Annotated in this window: 21 protein-coding genes; 11 read left to right on the top strand and 10 right to left on the bottom strand. The window is 70.2% G+C overall.

Going from position 1 to position 23,233, the window contains the following annotated elements; translation table 11 throughout:
- Nucleotides 1-14 precede the first annotated feature (14 nt).
- Nucleotides 15-752 (top strand): dethiobiotin synthase, encoded by a 738-nt coding sequence (gene bioD, locus M2271_RS04705; protein WP_280885809.1) that lies wholly within the window; start codon nt 15-17, stop codon nt 750-752.
- Nucleotides 753-927: 175 nt separating this feature from the next.
- Here bioD and M2271_RS04710 read toward each other — a convergent pair whose 3' ends face one another.
- Together M2271_RS04710 and M2271_RS04715 are read right to left on the bottom strand one after the other, a co-directional pair.
- Complete coding sequence (locus M2271_RS04710) at nt 928-1,302, bottom strand: fic family toxin-antitoxin system, toxin component (protein ID WP_280885810.1); 375 nt, start codon at nt 1,300-1,302, stop codon at nt 928-930.
- A gap of 4 nt (nt 1,303-1,306) precedes the next feature.
- Nucleotides 1,307-1,582, bottom strand: a complete 276-nt coding sequence (locus M2271_RS04715) for a toxin-antitoxin system HicB family antitoxin (protein ID WP_280885811.1) — start codon at nt 1,580-1,582, stop codon at nt 1,307-1,309.
- A 224-nt stretch (nt 1,583-1,806) separates the two neighbouring features.
- Between M2271_RS04715 and M2271_RS04720 the strand changes: the two genes are divergently transcribed.
- Together M2271_RS04720 and M2271_RS04725 are read left to right on the top strand one after the other, a co-directional pair.
- Nucleotides 1,807-2,772: an ABC transporter ATP-binding protein gene (locus tag M2271_RS04720; RefSeq protein ID WP_280885812.1), complete on the top strand. Its 966-nt coding sequence runs from the start codon at nt 1,807-1,809 to the stop codon at nt 2,770-2,772.
- 3 nt (nt 2,773-2,775) lie between these two features.
- Nucleotides 2,776-5,343 (top strand): ABC transporter permease, encoded by a 2,568-nt coding sequence (locus M2271_RS04725; RefSeq protein WP_280885813.1) that lies wholly within the window; start codon nt 2,776-2,778, stop codon nt 5,341-5,343.
- Between the two features lie 105 nt (nt 5,344-5,448).
- Here M2271_RS04725 and M2271_RS04730 read toward each other — a convergent pair whose 3' ends face one another.
- The 6 genes from M2271_RS04730 to M2271_RS04755 form a co-directional block, all read right to left on the bottom strand.
- Nucleotides 5,449-7,137: an adenine deaminase C-terminal domain-containing protein gene (locus M2271_RS04730; RefSeq protein ID WP_280885814.1), complete on the bottom strand. Its 1,689-nt coding sequence runs from the start codon at nt 7,135-7,137 to the stop codon at nt 5,449-5,451.
- Nucleotides 7,138-7,259: 122 nt separating this feature from the next.
- A complete protein-coding gene (locus M2271_RS04735; protein ID WP_280885815.1) occupies nt 7,260-8,270 on the bottom strand; it encodes a nucleoside hydrolase in 1,011 nt (336 codons plus the stop codon).
- Nucleotides 8,267-9,313 (bottom strand): ABC transporter substrate-binding protein, encoded by a 1,047-nt coding sequence (locus tag M2271_RS04740; RefSeq protein WP_280885816.1) that lies wholly within the window; start codon nt 9,311-9,313, stop codon nt 8,267-8,269. Before M2271_RS04740 ends, M2271_RS04735 begins: the two co-directional genes overlap by 4 nt.
- Nucleotides 9,310-10,332: an ABC transporter ATP-binding protein gene (locus tag M2271_RS04745; RefSeq protein WP_280885817.1), complete on the bottom strand. Its 1,023-nt coding sequence runs from the start codon at nt 10,330-10,332 to the stop codon at nt 9,310-9,312. Before M2271_RS04745 ends, M2271_RS04740 begins: the two co-directional genes overlap by 4 nt.
- 53 nt (nt 10,333-10,385) lie before the next feature.
- A complete protein-coding gene (locus M2271_RS04750) occupies nt 10,386-11,174 on the bottom strand; it encodes an ABC transporter permease (protein ID WP_280885818.1) in 789 nt (262 codons plus the stop codon).
- The gene (locus M2271_RS04755; RefSeq protein WP_280885819.1) at nt 11,171-11,995 is read right to left on the bottom strand and encodes an ABC transporter permease; all 825 of its coding nucleotides are present in this window, start codon (nt 11,993-11,995) and stop codon (nt 11,171-11,173) included. Before M2271_RS04755 ends, M2271_RS04750 begins: the two co-directional genes overlap by 4 nt.
- Before the next feature lie 143 nt (nt 11,996-12,138).
- Here M2271_RS04755 and M2271_RS04760 point away from each other — a divergent pair, with 143 nt between their 5' ends.
- The 8 genes from M2271_RS04760 (at nt 12,139) to M2271_RS04795 (ending at nt 20,415) form a co-directional block, all read left to right on the top strand.
- Nucleotides 12,139-13,155, top strand: coding sequence for a LacI family DNA-binding transcriptional regulator (locus M2271_RS04760; protein WP_280885820.1), 1,017 nt, complete (start codon nt 12,139-12,141; stop codon nt 13,153-13,155).
- 79 nt (nt 13,156-13,234) lie between these two features.
- The gene (locus tag M2271_RS04765) at nt 13,235-13,660 is read left to right on the top strand and encodes a GNAT family N-acetyltransferase (protein WP_280885821.1); all 426 of its coding nucleotides are present in this window, start codon (nt 13,235-13,237) and stop codon (nt 13,658-13,660) included.
- Nucleotides 13,661-13,827: 167 nt separating this feature from the next.
- Entirely contained in the window at nt 13,828-15,162 is a 1,335-nt protein-coding gene (locus M2271_RS04770) for a hemolysin family protein (protein WP_280885822.1), read from the top strand.
- A complete protein-coding gene (locus M2271_RS04775; RefSeq protein WP_280885823.1) occupies nt 15,159-16,172 on the top strand; it encodes a hemolysin family protein in 1,014 nt (337 codons plus the stop codon). Before M2271_RS04770 ends, M2271_RS04775 begins: the two co-directional genes overlap by 4 nt.
- Nucleotides 16,173-16,238: 66 nt before the next feature.
- Nucleotides 16,239-17,021, top strand: coding sequence for an SGNH/GDSL hydrolase family protein (locus tag M2271_RS04780; protein WP_280885824.1), 783 nt, complete (start codon nt 16,239-16,241; stop codon nt 17,019-17,021).
- Between the two features lie 107 nt (nt 17,022-17,128).
- Nucleotides 17,129-18,571 carry an adenylosuccinate lyase gene (gene purB / locus M2271_RS04785; RefSeq protein WP_280885825.1) on the top strand — a complete coding sequence of 481 codons (1,443 nt, stop codon included), beginning with the start codon at nt 17,129-17,131 and terminating at the stop codon, nt 18,569-18,571.
- A 135-nt stretch (nt 18,572-18,706) separates the two neighbouring features.
- Entirely contained in the window at nt 18,707-19,144 is a 438-nt protein-coding gene (locus M2271_RS04790) for an integrase core domain-containing protein (protein ID WP_280885826.1), read from the top strand.
- A 125-nt stretch (nt 19,145-19,269) separates the two neighbouring features.
- Complete coding sequence (locus M2271_RS04795; RefSeq protein WP_280885827.1) at nt 19,270-20,415, top strand: Fic family protein; 1,146 nt, start codon at nt 19,270-19,272, stop codon at nt 20,413-20,415.
- Nucleotides 20,416-21,155: 740 nt separating this feature from the next.
- Here M2271_RS04795 and M2271_RS04800 read toward each other — a convergent pair.
- Complete coding sequence (locus tag M2271_RS04800; protein ID WP_280885828.1) at nt 21,156-21,917, bottom strand: alpha/beta fold hydrolase; 762 nt, start codon at nt 21,915-21,917, stop codon at nt 21,156-21,158.
- A 77-nt stretch (nt 21,918-21,994) separates the two neighbouring features.
- The gene (locus M2271_RS04805) at nt 21,995-22,993 is read right to left on the bottom strand and encodes a Rieske 2Fe-2S domain-containing protein (RefSeq protein WP_280885829.1); all 999 of its coding nucleotides are present in this window, start codon (nt 22,991-22,993) and stop codon (nt 21,995-21,997) included.
- Between the last annotated feature and the right edge of the window lie 240 nt (nt 22,994-23,233).

The following is a 23,233-nucleotide window of genomic DNA, read 5'->3' on the forward strand; positions in this document are numbered from 1 at the left end:
AGCGAAGTGATGGCATGTCGGTCCTGGTGATCACGGGTACGGGCACGGAGGTCGGCAAGACGGTCACGACCGCCGCCGTCGCCGCGGCCGCCGTCGCGGCCGGCCGGTCGGTGGCCGTCCTGAAGGCCGCACAGACGGGCGTACGACCGGACGAGCCGGGTGACGCCGAGGAGGTGACGCGGCTCGCGGGCACCGTCACGTCGACGGAACTCGCCCGGTATCCCGACCCGTTGGCGCCCGCGACGGCGGCCCTGAGGGCCGGGCGCGCGCCGGTGCACCCGCAGGAGATCGCCGAGGCCGCCGCCAAGCTGACCACCGAGCACGACCTGGTGCTGGTGGAAGGGGCGGGCGGACTGCTCGTCCGGTTCGACGCGGCGGGCGGGACACTGGCCGACGCGGCGGAGTTGCTGGGCGCTCCGGTCCTGCTCGTGGCCTCGGCGGGCCTCGGCACGCTGAACACCACGGAACTGACGGCTCGCGAACTGCGGGCACGGGGACTCGACCTCGCCGGTGTGGTGATCGGCAGCTGGCCCGGCGTCCCGGATCTGGCGTCGCGTGCCAATCTGGCCGACCTCCCGGACGTCTCCGGCGCCCCGCTGCTCGGCGCCCTGCCCGCCGACGTCGGCGCACTCGCCCCCGCCCGCTTCCGCGCCTCGGCGCCCGACTGGCTCGCGCCACGGCTGGACGGGACGTGGGACGTGGAGGCGTTCCGCAGGCTGGAGGGTCTCCCACCCTCCTCCGACCTGAGCTGAGCTGAGCTGAGCTGAGCTGAGCTGAGCTGAGCTGAGCTGAGGCGACCTCGGGCCTTCCACGGGGCCTGAAGCACCTCATCCGGATCGAGGCGCCTCCTCTTCAGGTGCGGGAGACCTCAGCTCAGGTGCGGGAGGCCTCATCGGGTGACGTGACAGCCGAGTGGGGTGCGGCGGCTCACAGGCTCCAGCGGCGCAGTTCCCGCGCGATGTCGTCCACGGACGCCTCACCGCTCTTGACCAGCCGGGCCAGGTCCCGCACCTGCTCGGGCGAGGTGACGACCTTCAGCCCGCCGGCGACGAGGTACGCGTAGGCCACGGCGGAGGCGAACAGGGCGTTGGAGCGCTCCAACGCCGGGACGTGGATGAGGAGTTGGAGCAGGGCCGCGGCGCGGGCGTGCGGGCTGTCATAGACGGGGACGTCGAATATCTCCGCCTCGTGCCGTGCGACGGCGGCGACAAGCGCGCCCCAGTCGGTGACCTGGGGATCTTCCGGGGTCTTCTGTTCGGCGAGCATGAGGAGCCAGGCGAGGTCGATTCTCAGAGGGCTCAACGGCTCAGTCGCGACCGTCGCGCGTACTCTCCGGGGCTTCCCCCACTGTCGACTGCGCTCGGGCCGGGGGCCCCGCGTCGAACTCGTCGGCGAAGACGGCTTCGTACTGCTTCATGAAGTCGGCGGCGGCCTCCACGAAGGTGTGGCCGACCTCGCCGGTGTCCTGCCTGACCAGCTCCTCGATGTAGCGGTTGACGCTCATCCCGCGGGCCAGGGCGCGTTCGCGGGCGGCGCGGGCCGTGCCCTCGTCCACCCGTACGTTCAGTTGGGTCTTCGCCATACCTCGAAGCTAGCGCCGAATTGCTAGCACCGGCAAGAAATCACCCCTGGAGTGGAGATTGCCCCTTACACGGGCATCAGGGACCCGACCTGGGGTGGAGACCCGCCCGGCACTCACGGGGGATACCCGGTGTGGGGCGTATCACATTAGGCTCGGCCGGACGGAGACGTCGTACGTCCAGAAAACGACAGGAAAGTCCTACGCCCAGGAGCGAGGAGGCAGTTTTGTCCACCCCTGCTGCTCAGCATGTGCCGGGCCAGGCGTCGGCCGACGGGATCGCCGCCCGTGCCCGGGGTCTGACCAAGGCGTACGGCTCGGGCGAGACGACGGTGCTGGCCCTGGACTCGGTGGACGTGGGCATCGCACGCGGCCGGTTCACCGCGGTCATGGGGCCGTCCGGCTCCGGCAAGTCCACGTTGATGCACTGCCTCGCGGGGCTCGACACCGTCTCGGCCGGGCAGGTGTGGCTCGGCGACACCGAGATCACGGGGCTGAAGGATCGCGAGCTGACCCGGCTGCGCCGGGACCGGATCGGGTTCATGTTCCAGTCGTTCAACCTGATCCCGACGCTCAACGCGGCCGAGAACATCACTCTGCCCATGGACATCGCCGGCAAGAAGCCCGACGAGAGGTGGCTGGACCAGGTCATCGACACCCTGGGGCTGCGGGACCGGCTGAAACACCGGCCGTCCCAGCTGTCCGGCGGGCAGCAGCAGCGGGTGGCGTGCGCGCGGGCACTGGCCTCCCGACCCGAGCTGATCTTCGCGGACGAGCCGACCGGCAACCTGGACTCACGGGCAGGTCTCGAGGTCCTCGGGTTTCTGCGTGAGGCCGTCGACCAGCTCGGGCAGACCGTCGTCATGGTCACCCACGATCCTGGGGCCGCCGCCCACTCCGACCTGGTGCTCTTCCTGGCGGACGGGCGGATCGTCGACGAGATGGAGCGGCCGACGGCGGAGGCGGTCCTCGAGCGGATGAAGCGGTTCGACGTATCCCGCGCCCCGCTCGAAGGGGCTTTTGACGAGGCATCCGGGACGTCGGGCCGGGGCGCCTTCTCCGGCCTCGCTCCGAACTCCGCTGTGACACCCGACTCCGACGTCACTCCTGACTCCGACGTCACACCCGACTCCGACGTCACGCATGACCCCACCGTCACGCATGACCCCACCGTCCCGCCCGGTAAGGACTGACCCGTGCTGAAGGCGACGCTCCGCAGCTTCCTCGCCCACAAGGGACGCCTGCTGCTCTCCGCACTGGCCGTCGTGCTGTCCGTGGCGTTCGTCGCGGGCAGTCTGATCTTCTCCGACACGCTCAGCCGGACCTTCGACCGGCTCTTCGCCTCGACCGCGCCCGATGTCACCGTCAGCCCGAAGAAGACTCTCGACGAGGCGGTTCCCTCAGGCATGACGGCCACCCTGCCGGCCGCGCTCGCCCAGCGAGTGGCCCGGGTGGACGGGGTCGCCGCCGCGCGCGCGGACGCCGAGGTCCAGAACATCACCGTCGTCGACAGCGACAACGAGTCCGTCGGCCCGACCACCGGCGCCCCCACCATCGGCACCGACTGGAGCCCCGACCAGCGCAGCCCCGTCGAGCTCACCTCCGGCCACGCCCCGCGCGGGCCGGCCGAGGCCCTGCTGGACTCGGAGTCCGCCGACCGCAAGGGCGTACGGATCGGGGACACGCTCACCGTGATCGCCGGACCGGGCTCGTTCAAGGTCCGGGTCGTCGGCATCGCCACCTTCACCACCACGAACCCCGGTGCCGCACTGGTCTTCCTGGACACCCCGACCGCGCAGCGGAAACTGCTGGGCGACCCGCGGGCCGCCACCGGCATCTCGGTCGACGCCGCCGAGGGCGTCAGCGACGCACGACTCAAGCAGCGCGTGAGTGCCGCGCTCGGCGCGCACCGCTACGAGTTCCGGACCGCCGGCGAGCAGGCCAAGTCGGACGTCGAGCAACTGGGCGGATTTCTCGATGTCATCAAGTATGTGATGCTCGGCTTCGCCGGAATCGCCGTACTGGTCGGCGTGTTCCTGATCGTCAACACCTTCTCGATGCTGATCGCCCAGCGCACCCGGGAACTGGGCCTGCTGCGCGCGCTCGGCGCGGACCGGCGCCAGGTCCGCCGCTCGGTCCTCACCGAGGCGCTGCTGCTGGGTCTGGTGGGCTCCACGCTGGGGCTGGCCGCCGGCATCGGGCTCGCGGCCGGGCTGATCGCGCTGATGAACACGCTCGGCATGAACATCAAGTCGAGCGAGATGGTCATCGGCTGGGTCACGCCCGTGGCGGCGTACGTCGTCGGTGTCGGCGTCACCTTTGTCGCCGCGTACCTTCCGGCTCGGCGAGCAGCGGGCGTCTCGCCGATGGCGGCCCTCGCGGACGCCGAGATCGCCGGGATCGGCAAGCCACTGAGGACGCGCGCGATCGTGGGCGGTGTGGTCGGGGCGGCCGGTGCGGCCGCGCTCGTCGGCTGCGCCACCGCGTCGCAGACTTCATCGGCGGCCTCCCTGCTCGGCCTCGGCGTCGTCCTGACGTTGCTGGCCACCGTGATCGCGGGCCCACTGCTGGTGCGGCCGGTGATCAGGGTGCTCGGCGGCGCCTTCCCGGCGCTGTTCGGGCCCATCGGCCGGATGAGCCAGCGCAACGCTCTGCGCAACCCCCGCCGCACCGGCGCCACAGCGGGCGCGCTGATGGTGGGCCTCGCCCTGGTCGGCGGGATGTCGGTGGCGAGCGCGTCGATGACCAAGTCCTTCGACCAGCAGATCGACAAGACGCTGGGCGCCGACTACGTCATCCAGAACAGCAACTTCCTGCCCTTCCCTCAGGAGCTCACCGACGCGGTGCGCGACACCCCGGGCGCCGGCCTCGTCGTACGGTCACGGTTCGCGCCGGTCGCCGTACGGCTGCCGGACCGGGACCGGGTCGAGACGACCGCCGCGGCCTATGACCCGCGGCTCGACGAGGTCGCGCACATCACGTACGCGCAGGGCGACACGGCGGCGGCGCTCGCGGACGGCCACATCGCCATGGACCTGGACTTCGCACGCGACCACGACGTTCGGGTGGGCAGCACGATCCCCGTCGAGTTCCAGGGCGGACGCAGCACCGAACTGACCGTGGGCGCCCTCACCGACCAGAACGCCGCCGAGGGGTTCGGCACCCAGGGCGGCCTGTACTTCGGTCTGGCCACACTGGAGAGGTTCGCGCCCGACGGCCAGGACTCCGCACTGTATGTGAACGCCGCCTCCGGGACGAGCGACGCCGAGTTGCGCACCCACCTGGAACGGACCCTCGACCCCTATCCGCAGGTGCAGGTGCGCGACCTGGCGGACTACAAGAAACTGATCCACGATCAGATCGCGGTCCTGCTCTACCTGGTGTACGCGCTGCTCGGACTGGCGATCGTCATTGCGGTGCTCGGCGTGGTCAACACGCTTGCGCTGTCGGTCGTCGAGCGCACCCGGGAGATCGGGCTGCTGCGGGCCATCGGGCTCGCCCGCCGTCAGCTGCGCCGGATGATCCGGCTGGAGTCGGTGGTGATCGCGGTGTTCGGCGCTGTGCTGGGGCTCGCCCTGGGCCTGGTCTGGGGCGTGTGCACCCAGCAGGTGCTGGCGCTGCAGGGTCTGAACGCGCTCGCCGTTCCCTGGACCACGATCGTCGCGGTGGTGGTCGGCTCGGCGGTGGTGGGCGTCGTGGCGGCGCTGCTGCCCGCGTTGCGGGCCTCCCGCATGAACGTGCTGGCGGCCATCGCGCACGAGTGAGGGAATCAGCGGGAATCACCACGGACACTCACGTCGCTTACCGCCGAGGAGAGTTCATTTCTCGACGGTTCCGCTTCGGTGCCGGCATGAGCAACGGCGCGGTGCTCACCTCAGGACGGCGGGCTCCCAGGCCCGGTCGACCACCCGCACCAGCCCCAGGTCGGTCAGCTTCACCTGCGGGGAGACCGGGAGAGTCATGGTCGAAATGGACATGAACGCGTTCCGGTGCGCCCAACCCCAGCGGTGCAGGGCGTCACGGATCGCGGCCGCGCCCTGGGACACCTCCTCTGCGGGACGGTCGGACAGGACCCCGGCCACCGGCAGCGGCAGGTGCACCGGCTGATCGCCCGAAGCGACCACGCAGATCCCCCCGTGTGAGGCAATGACACGGTTGGCGGCCTCGCGCAGTGCTGCGGACGTGGTGGCGGTCACCGTCAGGTTGTGGCTGTCGTGCGCGTAGGTGGTGGCAACGGCTCCGTCGGACAGCTCGAAGCCGACCACCGGAGCCATCGTGCGGCGTCCGCTGCGGTGGTGGCGTTCGAACACGGCCAGTACCGCGGTACGGCCCTCCCATTGCACAACGCCGTCCCGCACCGGAAGGACGACCTCGGCGGGCTCGGTGAACGTGTCCACCGGATTGACCCGCAGGGCCCGGAAGACGTGCTCGCCGTCCGGCAGGTCCACCGTCCAGGCACAGCCGTCCGCGTCCAGCGGGTCGAGGTGGACGGAGTCGGCGAAGGGGTTGCCGGACAGGAGCGCGGGTGCGCTCTCCTCGACAAGGTGGCCCCCGCAGACGACCTTGACCGGTGTGAAGTCGGCCAGGTCGCGCAGCAGCACCAGGTCCGCACGCCGTCCGGGGGCCACCACTCCGCGGTCGTCCAGGCCCAGGCGGCGGGCCGGGTGCAGGGTCAGCGCGCGGAGCACCGTCAACGGGTCCATACCGGCGCCCAGGGCGACCCGCGCGATGTGGTCGAGGTGGCCGCGCTCGACGATGGCGTCCGCCGCCAGGTCGTCGGTGACCAGGCAGAAGTCCGGCTGCACCGGCAGAGCGGCGAGCCTGCTCACCAACTCCGGGGTGAGGCACTTCTCCTGGAGCATCAGCAACATGCCGAGCCGGGCCTTCTCGACCGCGACCTCCGGGGAGTTCTTGGTGTGGTCGGAGTCGATGCCCGCCCACAGGTACTCGCCCAGGTCGTCGCCGGAGAGATTGGGGCAGTGCCCGTCCAGGCGTACGCCCTTGGCGCGCGCCGCGGCCACGATCTCGCGCATCCGGCGGCCGCCGTCGACGACGGCCCGGTAGTCCATCACCTCGCCGAGCGTGGTGACACCCTCCCAGTCCAGCATGTCGGCGATGTCGGCGGCGCTGAGCGCGGCACCCGCTGTCTCGAAGCCCTCCAGGGCCGGTACGCACGAGGGCACCGCCCAGTGCATGGACTGCTGGGCGCCACGGCCCTGTTCGATCATCCAGGCCATGGCCTCGCGCCCGGCGACGTTGACGATCTCGTGCGGGTCGGCGAGCACCGTCGTGGTGCCGCGGGGCAGCGTGATCCGCGCGAACTCGCGCGGTGCGAGCAGCGAGCTCTCGATGTGCATGTGCGCGTCGACATAACCCGGCGCCACCAAAAGGCCGTCGGCGTCGATGACTTGGCCGGCGTCGATCGGGGTGCCGGGGCGCAGCAGAGCGCGGATCAGGTCGCCGGTGATGGCGACATCGGCAGCGGTCTGTTCCCCGGTGTGTACGGAGACCACGCGGGCTCCGCGGATCAGCAGGTCGCAGTGGCTGGGCGCAGGCATCGACGGTTCTCTCGTTCGGTCGTCGCTTCGGTCATGGGCGTGGGTCATGAGCGTCGGTCATGAGCGTCGGTGGTCGGGTTCGGTTCAGCTGGGTCAGCAGATGTGTCAGCGCGGTGTCCGTGTCAGCGGATCGCGGAGGAGACCTGATATCGGCCCTGGGGGACGGGGTCGTGGCCGTCGGCGCCGTAGTGGCGCAGCAGACGGGAGATGAGGAAGTCACGGAAGGCATCGGTGTCGACGCCGGTGGCCACCTTGGCGTTGTGCGGCAGCCCGGTGCGTCCGTGCACATCGGCGATCAGCTTGCCGCGGGAGAACTCGCCGCCGCACTCCACCGTCACCCAGGCGTCGGTCCACTCGATCAGATCGGCGCGTACCGTGGCGGCCACTGCCAGCGCGTCGTGGACCGCGCAGGCGGCGACGCCGTGGCGCTGCTCGTACCGGGTGGCGAGATGGTCGAGCATCCGGCCTGCCGCAACGGTGGCGGGCGCGCCGTCGGCCAGCAGTTGTTCGATGTCGGCCCGGGTCGTCAGCGCCTTGCGGGTCACGTCGAGCCCGACGATCCGCAGCGGCACCCCGGCCTCGGTCACGAACCGGGCGGCCTCGGGGTCGGCGAGGAAGTTGAACTCGGCCGACGGGGTGACATTGCCCGGCGCGAAGGCCGCCCCGCCCATCAGCACGATCTCCTTGATCGACGAGGCGGTCTCCGGGTGGGCGTGCAGCAACGCGGCGATGTTGGTGAGCGGCGCGGTCGCGATCACGGTGGTGCCCGCGGGCCCTCGGTCCCGCAGCTGCGCGGCCAGCCATGCGACAGCGTGCGCCGGGTGCGGCGTACGCGCCGACGGAGGCAGGTGGACGCCACCGAGCCCGCCGTCGCCGTGCACGGGCTCGTCCGGGATACGAACGGCGCGGGCGAGGGGCCCCGCATGCCCGCGTACCACGGGTACCCGCGCGTCCACACCGATCAGATCGCACAGTCGCAGCGCGTTGTCGACGACCTGCCCGATCCCGACGTTCCCGGCGACGGTGGTGATGCCGGTGACCTCGAGTTCGGGCGATGCGAAGGCCAGCAGCAGTGCGACGGCGTCGTCGATACCGGGATCGCAGTCGATGACGACGGGCTGCGGGTGGGTCACCCGGACACCTCGCGCTGGAAGCGGTCGACCCACGCGTCGTTGTTCTTCACGGCCAGCTTCAGGTCGGGGATGGTGAAGCCGGCCGCCGCGGGGTCGGCCGCCGCGTCGCCCACCACGGCGGTGATATCTCCGGGGATCTTGGCGTCCTCGTTGACGGGCTTGTCGTGGAAGGTCTCCGCGGCCTTCTCCTGGACCTTCGCCGACAGCAGGTAGTTGATGAACTTCTCCGCGCCCGCCTTGTTGTGCGCGCCCTTCACCAGCTGCGCCGTGTTGGAGACCACGTACCGGCCCTTGTCGAGGGGCGCCCAGGCGATCGGCTTGCCCGCCTTGACCGGGTCGATGGCGAACAGATCGAGCGCCGGGGCCATCTCCACCTCGCCGCGGTCGAGCAGGCTGACGAGTTCGGTGCTGCGGCTGAAGTACTTCAGTACGTTCGGGGAGTTGGCGGAGAGCTTCTTGAACGCCGTGTCGGTGTCCTCGGGGCCGGAACCGTAGGTCGCCGCGGTGGCGTAGAGGAAGGGCACTCCGGCGCTGGTCGAGATGTCGGGGACGGCGATCTTGCCCTTGTGCTCGGCCTTCCAGAGGTCCTTGAGGCCGGGCGCCTTGGGGACCTTGTCGGTGCGGTAGAGCATGCCGAGCAGCTGGTACGTGTACGCGGGTGCGTAGCCGTCCTTGCCCTTGGCGAAGTCGTGGATCTTCTTGAGGTTGGGGACAGCCGACGGGTCGATTGTGTCGAACAGGCCTTGCTCCTGGCCGCGTTGGGCGAACAGGTCGGAGATCATGGCGACGTCGACCGTCGGGTTGCTGCGGTTGATCTTGAGCTTGGTGAGCCGCTCGGCGTTGTCGCCGCTCTCGACCTGGACGTCGATGCCGGTCTCCTTCTCGAACGGCTTGACGATGTTCTTCTCGAACAGGTCGGCGCCGAAGCCGAAGGTGGAGACGGTCAGCTTCTTGGGGTCCTGCTCCCCCGCGGCCGCTCCGGCGCAGCCGGCCAGCGGGAGGACCAGCAGGGTGGCGGCGGTGGTGGTGGCGAGTCGTCTCATGAGGTGGGCTGCTCCTGCTTCGTCCGGGGGAGGTCGATGGTGTGCGCGGCGGGGAGATGGAGACGCACCTGTCGGCCGGTACGCAGCTCGAAGTCGCCGCTGGTGGCCAGGACGGTGCGCCCCTGGGACACGGCGGTGACGACGCAGTCGGTGCCGCGGAACCGCACGGCGGTGAGCACGGCGTCGACCGTGGTACCGCCGGGGAGTGTGGGGGATTCGGGGGATTCAGGGGATTCGGGGGTGAACACCTCGACGTGCTCCGGCCGGATGGTGACCGTACGTCCGTCCGGCAGCTCGACGAAGTTCTCGTAACCGAGGAATTCGGCGACGAAGCGGTTGGCGGGGGTGCCGAACACCTCGCGCGGGGCACCCTGTTGGGCGACCGTGCCCTGATCGAGGATGACCATGTTGTCGGCGAGTTCCAGGGCCTCCTCTTGATCGTGGGTGACCAGGATCGCGGTGATCCCGGTCTCCTTCTGGATACGGGCGAGTTCCTGGCGCATCTGGATGCGCAGCCGCGCGTCGAGGTTGGACAGGGGCTCGTCGAGGAGGAGTACCGAGGGGCGTACGGCGATGGCGCGGGCCAGCGCGATGCGCTGCTGCTGGCCGCCGGACAGTTGCTTGGGTTTGCGGCCGGCGAGGTGGGACAGGCCGACCAGCTCCAGCGCCTCGCCCGTCCGGGTGCGCAGCTCGCCGTCCGCAATGCCCCGCATCCTCAGTCCGAAGGCGACGTTCTTCTCCACGGTCAGGTGCGGGAACAGCGCGTACGACTGGAAGACCATGCCGATGTTGCGGCGCTCCGGGGGAAGCCTGGTGGCGTCCTCGCCCTCCAGCAGAATGCGGCCCGCGGTGGGCTCCAGGAATCCGGCGATCATGCGCAGGGTGGTGGTCTTGCCGCAGCCGCTGGGGCCGAGCAGCGCGGTGAACTCCCCGCGGCGTACGGTCAGATCGAGCTCCCGTACCGCTGCCGTGCCCGCGAACTCCCGGGATACGGCGTCGAGTTGAACCACTGGCGTCATCGTCGCGTTCCTGTCTTTTTCCTGCCGTTGGGTACTGTCGTTGCGTTCTGCGCTCATCGGCTGAAGACCTTGTTGAATCCGACGAGGCGCTCCGTCAGCAGGGCCGCGCCGACCGTGGCGGCGAGCAGCAGGGTGCTCACCGCGGCCACCATGGGGTCGTAGGAGAACTGGACGTAGTTGAGCATCTCGACGGGCAGCGTGGAGATCCCGGGCCCCTTGAGCAGCAGTGACAGCGGGACGTTGTTGAAGGAGGTCAGGAAGGACAGCACTCCGGCCGATATGATGCCCGGCGCCATCACCGGCAGCGTGATCGCGAAGAACGTCCGCAGGGGTCCGGCGCCGAGGCCCCTGGCGGCCTCTTCCAGCGCGGGGTCCGACAGGGCGAGCGAGGCGCCCGTGACGCGTACCGCGTAGGGCAGCAGCAGGACGGTGTGGCCGATCAGCAGCGCGCCGAGTGCGGTGATCCGCATGGTCACCATGAGCTGCTGGAAGAGCGCGAAGCCCACCACCAGTTCCGGGACGATCGCGGGTGAGAGGAAGAGCGTCTCGACCGCCTTGTGGCCGCGGAACGTGTGGCGGTGCACGGCCAGGGCCACGGGGATGCCCAGTACCAGCGCGAACAGCGTCGCCGCCGCGGCCACCAGCAGACTGGTCACCAGGCCCTGCTGGAAGGAGCCGTTGGACAGCGCCTGGTCGAACCAGCGCAGCGAGAAGCCGGGCGGCGGGAACTCGACGGTGTCACCGGAGGAGAACCCGATGGCGACGACCAGGAGGATGGGCCCGAGCAGGAAGACCATGGCGAGGGCGGACAGCAGGGAGAGAACGGGGCGTCGGCGTATCACGAGGTGGCCACCTTCGCCGATATCCTGCCCGAGGCCCAGCCGACCGCGAGCACCAGTACGGTCATGATCAGTGCGACGGCGCTGGCCCCGCCCCAGTCCAGCTTCACGTTCGCGTAGTCGTAGAGCAGCGTCGCCAGCGTGCGGTTGCGGGAGCCGCCGAGCAGCAGCGGTGTGGTGAAGGCGGTGACCGCTCCGGCGAACACCAGGGTCGCTCCCACCAGGACGCCGGGCAGGGCGAGTGGCAGCACGATCTGCCGGAAGGCCCGGCCGGGGCTCGCGCCGAGGCCGCGCGCGGCGTCCTCGAGGCTGGGGTCGATGTGCGACAGAGAGCTGTACGAGGTGAGGATCATCAGCGGCATGAACAGCTGGGTGAGGCCGGCGACCAGGGCGAACTCCGTGTAGAGGAGCTCAGGCGGACGGTCGGTGAGTCCGGTCGCCAGGACGGCATCGCTGATGAGGCCGTTGCGGCCGAGGATGACCAGCCAGGAGAAGGTCCGCACGACGGTGCTGAGCAGCAGCGGGAAGACTGCGAGCGCGAGCAGCAGACCCTGGCGGCTCTTGGGAGCACGGGCGATGAGACAGGCCGTCGGGAAGCCGAAGACCAGACAGACAAGCGTGACGGTGACGGCCACGCGGACGGTCCGGGCGAGCACGCCCAGCACGTAGCTGTCGGTGAGCATGGTGCCCAGCTTGCCGAGCACGTCGGGGTGGTCGGCGGCAGGCGGCGCGAAGAGCGTCACGACGAAGGGAAACGCGAAGCCGAAGGCCAGCAGAGTCAGGCCGGGCGCGAGCAGCAGCCCCAAGGTGGCCTTCCGGGACACAGCCACACCTCCTTTCAGAGATTCCTACAACCGGTTGCTGCAACCGGTTGCAGCAACCGGTCGACGTGGACAATACTTTCGTCCGGATCCGGGCGTCAACGCGCTCATGTAAAGATCCCGTTACGCACACACTGGGGGGCGAGATGGTGACGCTGGCCGACGTCGCACGCGCGGCGGGGGTGTCCAAGGCGACCGCGTCACGTGCGCTGAGCAGGCCCGACATGGTCGCGGCGGACACGCGCGAGCGGGTCCTGGCCGCCGCCGGGAGCATGGGTTTCGAGTTCAACGCGAGCGCCCGGGCGCTGACCACCGGCCGGACGAACCTGATCGGCGTACTGGTCCCGAGCCTCGCCAACCCCTACTTCGCCCCGATCGTGACCGGCGTGCAGCGCGCACTGTCCCAGCACGGCGACAACATCCTGCTCGCCGTCTCCGAGGGTTCCCAGAGCAGTGAACACGAGCTGGCGGGGAAGCTCGCCGCACGCGTCGACGGACTGGTCTTCATAGCGCCGGTGAGCCCGGACTCGGCGATCAGGGGGTTCATGTCGAAGCTGCCGGTCGTCACCGTGGACCGCACCGTGCCCGCGGTGCCCGGCGTCCTGATCGACACCCCTGGCGGTGTCGCGGACATCGTCACGCACCTGGCAGGACTCGGTCACCGGGCCATGGCCTACGTGGGCGGCCCGGAGGGCTCATGGATGGCCGAGCGGCGTCACCACGCGGTCGAGAAGGCCGCCCGCCTCAGCGGTGTCGACCTCACCGTGCTCGGTCCCGTCGCCCCACGGATCGATGCGGGGCTGGCCGTCGCCCAGCAGATCGCCGCGGAACGGAACGTCCCGGCGGTGGTGGCCTACAGCAGTTACCTGCTGCTCGGCCTGCATCTGGGGCTGCGCGACGCCGGTGTACGGGTCCCCGAGGACGTCAGCCTGGCCGCGTCGGACGACCTGACCGCGATCGGCACGAACCGGCCCGACACCACGGCGCTACGGGTCCCGCTCGAAGAGGCGGGCATGGCGGCGGTCCGCCTGCTCCAGGAGGCGAACCCTCCCAAGCGGGCCCGACGGCTGCGCATCGCCACCGAGTTGATCGTCGGCGGCTCCACGGCTCGCGCCACCGGCCCGAAGTCCCGGGTGGGGAGACAGGTGGGAGGTCCGCGGTGAAGGACCGCGACCACCCCCGTCGATTCCCCGGCACGGAAAATGTTCGCCAGACAGGTCAGCGCTCTGCTTGGCTCGCCCCATGAATGATCTCCACATCCGCTGCGCCACCCTTTCGGACATCGACACCGTGCTGCGGTTCTGGCGCGAAGCCGCGGAGGGAACGAGCATCAGCGACGACCACGACGGAGTGGCCCGACTCATCACGACAGACCCCGAAGCCCTGCTCCTCGCAGAGCGCGACGGCCTTCTCACGGGGACCGTGATAGCCGGCTTCGACGGATGGCGATGCTGCGCCTACCGGCTGGCCGTACACCCGGACTCGCGTCGGCAGGGCATCGCCACCGCCCTGTTGGAAGCGGCAGAACAACGATTCGCCGCCTTGGGCGGGCGACGCGTCGACGCCATGGTCCTGGAAGCCAACGAACAGGCCCACCACACGTGGGCCGCCGCCGGCTACCAGCGCGAGGACCACTGGCGGCGCTGGGTCAAGCCGCTCGCCGAGTAGCGCGCGGACCGCCGGACATACACCTTTGCCCATCCTTTACCCTTGGAGGGTCACTCAGTCCTCCATGAAAGGTGTGAGCGTCCGCCCATGGGCGAGCCTCCCAGTACCAGCACGCGACATCGCGCGATCCTCCCCGCCCTGTCCGATCATGGGACGGAGGTGAACCGATGACCGAAGTGCTCCTCCTGCTGGTGGCGATCCTGCTCTCGCTCGCCTGTGGCGCCTTCGTCGCCGCGGAGTTCTCGCTGACCACCGTCGACCGCGGCCACCTGGAACGCGCGGTGGAGCGCGGCGAGCGGGGTGCGGCCGGGGCCCTCAAAGCCGTACGGAACCTGACCTTCCAGCTCTCCGGCGCGCAACTCGGCATCACGGTCACCAACCTGGTGGTCGGCATGCTCGCCGAGCCGTCGATCGCCGTGCTCATCGCGGGTCCGCTGGAAGCGGCCGGTATCTCGCCCTCCACGGCGAGCTCACTGGCACTGGTCCTGGGTACGGCCCTGTCGACCGTGTTCCTGATGGTCGTCGGCGAGCTGGTGCCCAAGAACTGGGCGATCTCCTCGCCGCTGGCCGTGGCCAAGCGGGTGGGCAACGCGCAGCGCTGGTTCAGCGCCGCCTTCCGCCCGTTCATCACCCACCTCAACAACACCGCCAACCGTGTCGTACGACTGTTCGGTCTGGAGCCCGCCGAGGAGCTGGCCTCCGCGCGCGGACCCCAGGAGCTGGCCGCGCTGGCCCGGCACTCCGCCCGGGAGGGCGCCCTGGAGCCGGACACCGCCGAACTGTTCGTGCGGACGCTCAACCTGGCCGACCTGACCGCCGAGAACGTGATGACCCCGCGCGTGCAGGTCATCGCTCTCGACGTCCAGGCGACCTGCCAGGACGTGGCGAACGCGACCCGGGCGACGGGCCTGTCCCGGTTCCCGGTCTACCGCGGCAACCTCGACTCGGTCGTGGGCACCGCGCACGTCAAGGACATCCTGGCGATACCCTCCGAGCGCCGGGCCCGGGTCCGGGTCGCCGAGCTGATGCGCGAACCGCTGTTGGTCCCGGAGTCGCTCACCGTCGACCGGCTGCTGGACCGGCTGTCCGGCAAGCGGACGATGGCCGTCGTCATCGACGAGTACGGCGGCACGGCGGGTGTGGCCACGCTGGAGGACATCGTCGAGGAGGTCGTCGGCGAGGTGCGGGACGAGCACGACCCGCACGAGACGCCCGACCTGGCCCCGGCCGGCAGCGACGACGAGGGCCGCACCCTCTACTCCGCCGACGGCTCCGCCCGCACCGACCAGCTCGCTCGCGTCGGCCTGAGGGCGCCCGAGGGGCCGTACGAGACTCTGGCCGGCCTCGTCGCGACCGAGCTCGGCCGGATACCCGCCGTCGGTGACCGGGTCGAGGTCACGGGCTGGCGGCTGGACGTGGTCGACGCGTCGGGCCGGCGGGCCGCACGGCTGCTGCTGCACGCGCCGCCGCAGGAGGACAGGACGGAGGTGGAGGGCGCGTGACCGCCGTCCAGTTGTTGATCGGTCTGGCGACCCTGGTCGCCAACGCCTTCTTCGTGGGCGCCGAGTTCGCGCTGATCTCGGTGCGCCGCAGCCAGATCGAGCCGTATGCCGAGGAGGGCGACCGGCGCGCGAAGAGCGTGCTGTGGGGTCTGCAGCATGTGTCCGCGCTGATGGCGGCCGCACAGCTCGGCATCACGCTGTGCACGCTGGTGCTGGGTGTGGTCGCGGAACCCGCGATCGCACATCTGCTGCAGCCGGTGTTCCACGCGGTCGGGGTGCCCGAGAGCGCCGGTCACGTGGTCTCCTTCGTGATCGCGCTGAGCTTGGCGACCTATCTGCACATGCTTCTCGGCGAGATGGTGCCGAAGAACATCGCGCTCGCGGAGCCGGTGCGCAGCGCGTTGCTGCTCGGGCCGCCACTGGTGGCCCTGTCCCGTGCGCTGCGCCCGGTGATCTTCACCGTCAACGCGTTCGCGAACGCCCTGCTGAAGCTGCTCGGGGTCGAGACCAGGGACGAGATCGCGGCCACGTTCTCGGACGCCGAGCTGGTCCGGATCGTGCGGGACTCCGGCAAGGCGGGCCTGATCGACGACCGTGCGCAGGAGCGGCTGCGGGACGCGCTGGAACTGGGGCGCCGGCCGGTGCGGGACGTGGTGCTGCCGCTGGACCAGGTCGCCTACGTGTCCCTCGGTGCCACCCCCGAGCAGCTGGAGGTGCTGTCGGCGGAGACCGGCTACTCCCGCTTCCCCGTGGTGGACGAAGGGCGGCGGATCATCGGCTATCTGCACGTCAAGGACGCGCTGGACAAGACGCCGCGGGATCTGCCGTTCCAGCTGCGGGACATGCGGGCGATCGCCCGGGTGCGGGAGAGCACGCCGCTGGACGACGTGCTCACGGCGATGCGGGGCAGCCGGACGCATCTGGCCGCCGTGCTGGGGGCCGACGGTCGGCTCACGGGGCTGGTGACCATGGAGGACGTACTGCGGGAACTGTTCGGTCAGCGAGCGTAGGGGTGCACGGTGGTGCCCGGGCCGACCGACCGGCGGGTATGGGCCCGGGTTACCATCACAGACGCCATGCACACGAACCCCACTCACACCAGCCTGGTCGCGGTCGGCGACTCCTTCACCGAGGGCATGTCGGACCTGCTGCCGGACGGCACCTACCGGGGCTGGGCCGACCTGCTCGCCGGGCGGATGGCGGCCCACTTCCCCGGCTTCCAGTACGCGAACCTCGCGGTGCGCGGCAAGCTGATCGGGCAGATCGTCGCCGAGCAGGTGGACGTGGCGGCAGCCATGCGGGCCGACGTGGTCACGCTGGTCGGCGGACTCAACGACACCCTGCGGCCCAAGTGCGACATGGGTCGGGTCCGCGCTCTCCTGACGGAGGCCGTGGAACGGCTCGCCCCGTCCTGCGCACAGCTGGTGCTGATGCGCAGCCCCGGCCGCCAGGGGCCGGTCCTGGAGCGGTTCCGGCCGCGCATGGAGGAACTCTTCGTCTGTATCGACGAGCTCGCCGCGAAGCACGACGCGCTCGTCGTCGACCTGTACGGGGCGCCGTCGCTCGGCGACCCGCGCCTGTGGGACGTCGACCGGCTGCATCTGACGGCCGAGGGACACCGGCGGGTCGCGGAGGCGGTCTGGCAGGGGCTCGGGTACGAGCCCGAGGACACCGAGTGGCGCACCCCGCTGCCCCTCACACCGCCGCCGGGCTGGGCCGCGCGCCGGGTCGCCGACGCCCGCTTCGCCCGGCAGCACCTGCTGCCGTGGGTCGGCCGCCGGCTGACCGGCCGCTCGTCGGGCGACGGGCTGCCGCCGAAGCGCCCCGACCTGCTGCCGTACCGGCGGCCCTCGGGGTAACCGTCATGACCACCCGGGTGATCAATGTCAGGGGCCGGATCCTCGTAGGTTCCGACGAACACACCCACGGCGCCGGCCTGCGGGAACCGCCAGTAGAATCCGTACACGTGACTTCCGCTCCCGCCAAGCCCCGCATCCCCAACGTCCTCGCCGGACGCTACGCCTCCGCCGAGCTCGCCACGCTCTGGTCGCCCGAGCAGAAGGTGAGGCTGGAGCGTCAGCTCTGGCTCGCCGTGCTGCGGGCCCAGAAGGACCTCGGGATCGAGGTGCCGGACGCGGCGATCGCCGACTACCAGCGTGTCCTCGACCAGGTCGACCTGGGCTCCATCGCCGAGCGCGAGAAGGTCACGCGGCACGACGTGAAGGCGCGGATCGAGGAGTTCAACGACCTCGCCGGGCACGAGCACGTACACAAGGGCATGACCTCCCGCGACCTCACCGAGAACGTCGAGCAGCTGCAGATCCGGCTCTCGCTGGAGCTGGTGCGCGACCGTACGGTGGCCGTGCTGGCGCGTCTGGGCAAGCTGGCCGGTGAGTACGGCGAGCTGGTCATGGCCGGCCGCTCCCACAACGTGGCCGCGCAGGCCACCACCCTGGGCAAGCGCTTCGCGACCGCCGCGGACGAGCTGCTCGTGGCGTACGGCCGGGTGGAGGAGCTCCTTGCCCGCTACCCGCTGCGCGGCATCAAGGGCCCGGTGGGGACGGCGCAGGACATGCTGGACCTGCTCGGCGGGGACGCGGCCCGGCTCGCGGAGCTGGAGCAGCGGATCGCGCGGCACCTGGGCTTCTCGCAGGCGTTCACGTCCGTGGGCCAGGTGTACCCGCGTTCGCTGGACTACGAGGTGGTCACCGCGCTGGTGCAGCTGGCGGCCGCCCCGTCGTCGCTGGCGAAGACGATCCGGCTGATGGCGGGCCACGAGCTGGTGACCGAGGGCTTCAAGCCGGGCCAGGTCGGCTCCTCCGCGATGCCGCACAAGATGAACACCCGCTCCTGCGAACGCGTCAACGGCCTCATGGTGATCCTGCGCGGCTACGCCTCGATGACCGGCGAGCTGGCGGGCGACCAGTGGAACGAGGGCGATGTGTCCTGCTCGGTGGTGCGCCGGGTCGCGCTGCCCGACGCGTTCTTCGCCCTCGACGGTCTGCTGGAGACGTTCCTGACCGTGCTCGACGAGTTCGGCGCGTTCCCGGCGGTCGTGGCGCGCGAGTTGGACCGCTATCTGCCGTTCCTCGCCACCACCAAGGTGCTGATGGGCGCGGTGCGCGCGGGCGTGGGCCGCGAGGTCGCGCACGAGGCGATCAAGGAGAACGCGGTCGCCTCCGCGCTCGCCATGCGTGAGCAGGGTACCGAGCGCAACGAACTGCTCGACAAGCTGGCCGCCGACGAGCGCATTCCGCTCGACCGCGCCCAGTTGGACGTGCTGATGGCCGACAAGCTGTCCTTCACGGGCGCCGCGGCCGACCAGGTCGGTGTCGTCGTCGGCCGGATCCAGGAGATCGTGAAGCAGCACCCCGAGGCGGCGGGCTACACCCCCGGAGCGATCCTCTGACCCGCTTCACTGCCGAGGAGTTGGAGGCCGCTCGCGACCTGGACGGACTTTCTGCGCTCCCAGGCCGATGCCCTCCTGGCCTGTGACTTCCTGGAGACGGTCACGCTGTCCGGGGTCCGGCTGTATGTGTTCGCGGTGATCGAGCATGCCAGTCGTCGGGTGCTGGGCGCGACCGCGCACCCGACCGCTGCCTGGGTGGTACAGGCCGCGAAGAACCTGGTGAGGGACCTCGAGGACGCGCTCTGCCGGGTGCGGTTCATGATCCGGGACCGGCACGGGAAGTTCCCCGCTCTGTTTGACGCCGTCCTGGCCGATGCGGGGATCGAGGTCGTGCTCAGCGGGATTCGGATGCCCCGCATGAACGCGATCATGGAACGGTGGGTACAGACCTGCCGTCGCGAGCTGCTGGACCGGACCTTGATCTGGAACCAGCGCCATCTCCTCCACGCCCTACGGGAGTTCGGAGACTTCTACAACAGGCACCGGCCGCATAAGGGCATGGCGGGGCCCGGCCGCTGCACTCCTCACCCGCGCCAATCACGGATCCGAACGAGACAGCCCGCCTCGATGTAGGCAGACGAGACCGCCTTGACGGCATCCTCCACGAATACGAACATGCCGCATGACCTGTACGGACGGGGATTCAGCGAGTCCAACCCATGTTTGACATGATGATGTAGTCATGGTGTCATCAAGTCGTGTTGTACAAGACTCCGGCGTTGGACGCCGACGACCACCGCGTCCTGGCGGAGATCGAGGAGATGCGGCACAAGCTGCGGCATCAGCTGCGTGCGCAGCCACGGTGGTCGGGGCAGCTGCGGCGAAACCTGACGGCGAGGGCGATCGCCGGGTCGAACACGATCGAGGGCTACGCCGCGACCGTGGACGATGTCGAGGCGCTGATGGCCGGCGAGGAGCCGCTGGAGACCGCAGGCCGTACCCGGGTGGAGCTGGAGGGCTACCAGCGTGCGATGACCTACATCCAGGCCCTGGCGGATGCCGGGCCGGAGTTCCGGTACGACGCGGGCCTGCTTGGCGGACTGCATTTCATGCTTCAGGGACACCACCTGGACAAGCGCCCAGGCCGCTGGCGGGACGGGCCGGTGTATGTCACCAGCCCCGACGACCCGCTCGTACCCGCCTACACCGCCCCCGATATCGGACACGTCCCGGGGCTGATGACGGAGCTGATCGACTGGCTCAATAACGGCGACCTGGACGCGCCCGTGCACGTGCGCGCATCGATGGCGCATCTGAACCTGGTCAACGTCCACCCGTGGAAGGACGGAAACGGGCGCATGTCCCGCGCCTTGTCCACGCTGGTGTTCGCCCGGGAAGCCGAGCAGATGCTGCCGCCGGAGTTCTCCAGCATCGAGGAGTGGCTGGGCCGCGGTCAGAACACCTACGCCTACTACCAAGTCCTCCAGCAGGTCGGCGGCCCGAACTGGAGTCCCGAACGCGACACGCATCCGTGGATCCGGTTCTGCCTCGGCGCCCACCACCGCCAGGCCCAGCAGGCCCAGCGCCGCACCGACTTGCTTGCCCGCGCCTGGATCAACCTGGGCGAGGCCACCGCTGCTGACGGTCTGGACGAACGCGTTGTCTACGCCCTGCTTCCCGCCTTTTGGGGCTCAAAGGTACGCCGCACCGTCTACCAGCAGGACGCCGACCTTTCCGACCAGCAGGCCATCCGCGACATCCGCGATCTGGTCCGCATCGGCTGGCTGACCCCACACGGCAAGGCCCGCGCCCGTCACTACGTCCCTGGCCCGCGCCTGGACGCCGCCCAACAGGAGGTCCGCCAGTCCTTGGAGCCGTTCGCCGACCCCTACCGGCGCAGCTGATCGTCGGTTTGCGCGACCTGTTCGCCGACGCGGCGGGTACGACCACCGTCCTGGTCCCTCCCACCTCCTTGCCACTCGCTCACCACCGACAGACGCAGCAGAGCGAACGCATGCGCCACGCACAGGCAGGCACCGGACTGGTGGCAGGTGGGCGTCTGCGTCTTCCAAGTGGCCTACGGTGCCGGGCTGTTGCTCCGGTACGGCGCCGGGGACAGCACGTGTGCGGGAGGCGGCGACGAGGAGCCCGACGCACGCACCGGGCAGACCGGGGTACGCGACTGACTCCGCCGCCGGGCACCACCAAGCCCCGCGACGGCCACTGCGGTGACCGGGCCGGTACGCCCGGGCGCACAGCCACCCCGGCCGCCACCCGGCCCGACTGGCGGCGGCCAGGCCGGCCGTCGGGTCGCCCCCGGTTCGGGACCGGAACACACCCCCGTGATCCATCGGACGTATCCGCCCCGCCCGTCGACGACGAAAGAGGGGGCCTCATCGTCCCGAGGCCAAGAAGCAGCGGGACAGGCACGACACGGACGACGAGATCCCTGGCCGGGGGCAGCGCGCCCTCCACCTACTCCGACCGCGAGCCGGCCGGCACAGACGTCGCGCCTGCCGACACCCGGGTCACATCCCACGGACGTAGGGCGTTGGTGGCCACCGGGTTGTCCAAGGCCAGCAGAACATGGGCGGGGACACCGCCAGGACGGTCAGTCCTACGGTGTCGCCGACGGGGGAAGCGGTCAGCGGAACCGCGCAAGGTCCTCGGTGAGCGCCCGGGCCACTTCGGTGTTCTGGTCTGCCAGGTAGAAGTGGCCGCCGGGAAGGCTGCGCAGGGTGAAGCCCCCCTCGGTGTGATCCCGCCACTCCTCCGCCTCGGCCAGGGTGACCTGCGGGTCGTCGTCGCCCACCAGCACACTGACGGGGCAGCGCAGGCGGAGTCCCGGCTCGTACCGGTACGACTCCACCGCCTCGTAGTCGCCGCGGATGGCAGGCATGATCATCTCGATGAGGTCGTCGTCGAGAAGCAGCCGGTCGTCGGTGCCGTTCAACCGACGGATCTCGGCTATGACGCCGTCGTCGTCCATCGAGCGGACCCCGCGGTCGCGCAGCTTGGGCGGGGCGGTGCGGCCCGAGGCGACCAGCCCCAGCAACTCCGGTGAGGAGCGCTGCTCGATGCGGCGGGCCACCTCGAAGGCCACACAGGCGCCCATGCTGTGCCCGAACAGCACCAGCCTGCGCCGCGGGAGCGACTCCAGCACGGCGAGGACCTCATCGGCCAGCCGGGGGATCGAGGTGATCGGCGGTTCGGCGCGGCGGTCCTGCCGGCCCGGGTACTGCACCGGCAACACCTCAGCGACCGAGGCCAGGGCGTCCGCGAGCGGGCGGAAATAGCTGGCGGAGCCGCCCGCGTGGGGGAAACACACCAGCGACAGGTCAGTGTCCTGGGGTGCCGGGTGGTAGCGGCGGATCCAGAGCTCTTGTGCAGTCAGGGCGTTGGTCATCCCGGTACCTCCGTGCTCAGCCAGGACGCGATGGCGTCGGCGGTAGTCCGATGGTGGTCGTACCAGTTGAGCGCGGATCATGACGTCCCGGTAGGCCACGTGTCCGGCGGGTAGAACTGACGCACCCAACTGCGGTAGTGGCCGATGGCGTTCTCCCCAGGAGCAAGTCCGGGGTGTGGCTCGTAGCGCTTCCAGTTCCAGATCATGGCGTCCTGGCCCATCTGGTGGGCTATGGTCCGTACGAGCGCCTGCCCCGCCACCGCGGACCAGGACATGGAGGCGGCCTTCCGGAGCCGAGGGGAATCCGCGCGCGAAGCGGTCTCTGTCATGGCGACCGCACGCAGGTGCGTCTGCCATGGCCCGACCGGGGTCGCCGTGAGCAACACCCCTAACCTCATTCCGACCTGGTGCAGCGTCACCTCCCCCGACGCAAGGCCGAGGCCGGACAGGACCAGGCCCTGCTCCACCCTTATGGTCGCCAGGCGGACGGACAGACTGATGGCCGCGCTGAAGGATATGCGCAGCAACGGCCCTTCGACTACTGGCGGCGCCACCTCACGAAGCGAGACGTTGTGCATGATCGGCTGATGCTGGTAGTCGACGAAGCTCTCCATGACCTCCTGTGGGTGCGAGGCCAGGAGCGTGCTCCAGGAGGCGGCGGGCGCGAACCTGTCATCAGGTACCTCTGAAGGCTCCCAGGCAGGCGGTGCGGCATCATGGCCGTGCCACACGTAGATGATCTTGCCCCGCTCGCACACGGTGAACTGCGCCAGCGTCGCCTGGGGCGGGGCTCCGCCTGGGACCTTGACGCAGGAGCCCTCGGTGTCGAAGGCGAAGCGGTGGAACGGGCACACCAGATGCTCGCCGTCCACTGCTCCCCCGACGCCGAGGTGGGCGCCCAGGTGGGGGCAGTGGGCGTCCACGACTCGCAGGACGCCGCCCCTGGTGCGGTAGAGGACGACATCGCGGCCCATGAAGCGCCGGTTCACCACCGCGCCGGCCGGCACCTCACGGGACAGCGCCAGGCAGAACCATCCCGATGGGTACGGCAGCGGCACCCGGTCTCCCTCTCCCATGGCAAGGTCAGTCCGCAACGGAACGGCTCCCGGCCGCACTCGTTGCCGGAGCCCGGCCAGCGATCGCCTCTTCAAGGTCTTCCTCCTCGTCCCTTCGCCCATGCGACTGGCCCGCTCCCGACGGCGACCACCCGCCGACCTGTCCCTGCAGTGGCAGCAGCCGCTTGTCCGGCAGCGTGCGCCCGCCGCAGAAAGACAGGTGTGCTTCCGTCGGGAACCGCGTCGTGTCCGAGCCGTCTC

This window comes from Streptomyces sp. LBL, assembly GCF_029893585.1.
In the GTDB taxonomy this organism is placed as follows: Bacteria; Actinomycetota; Actinomycetes; order Streptomycetales; family Streptomycetaceae; genus Streptomyces.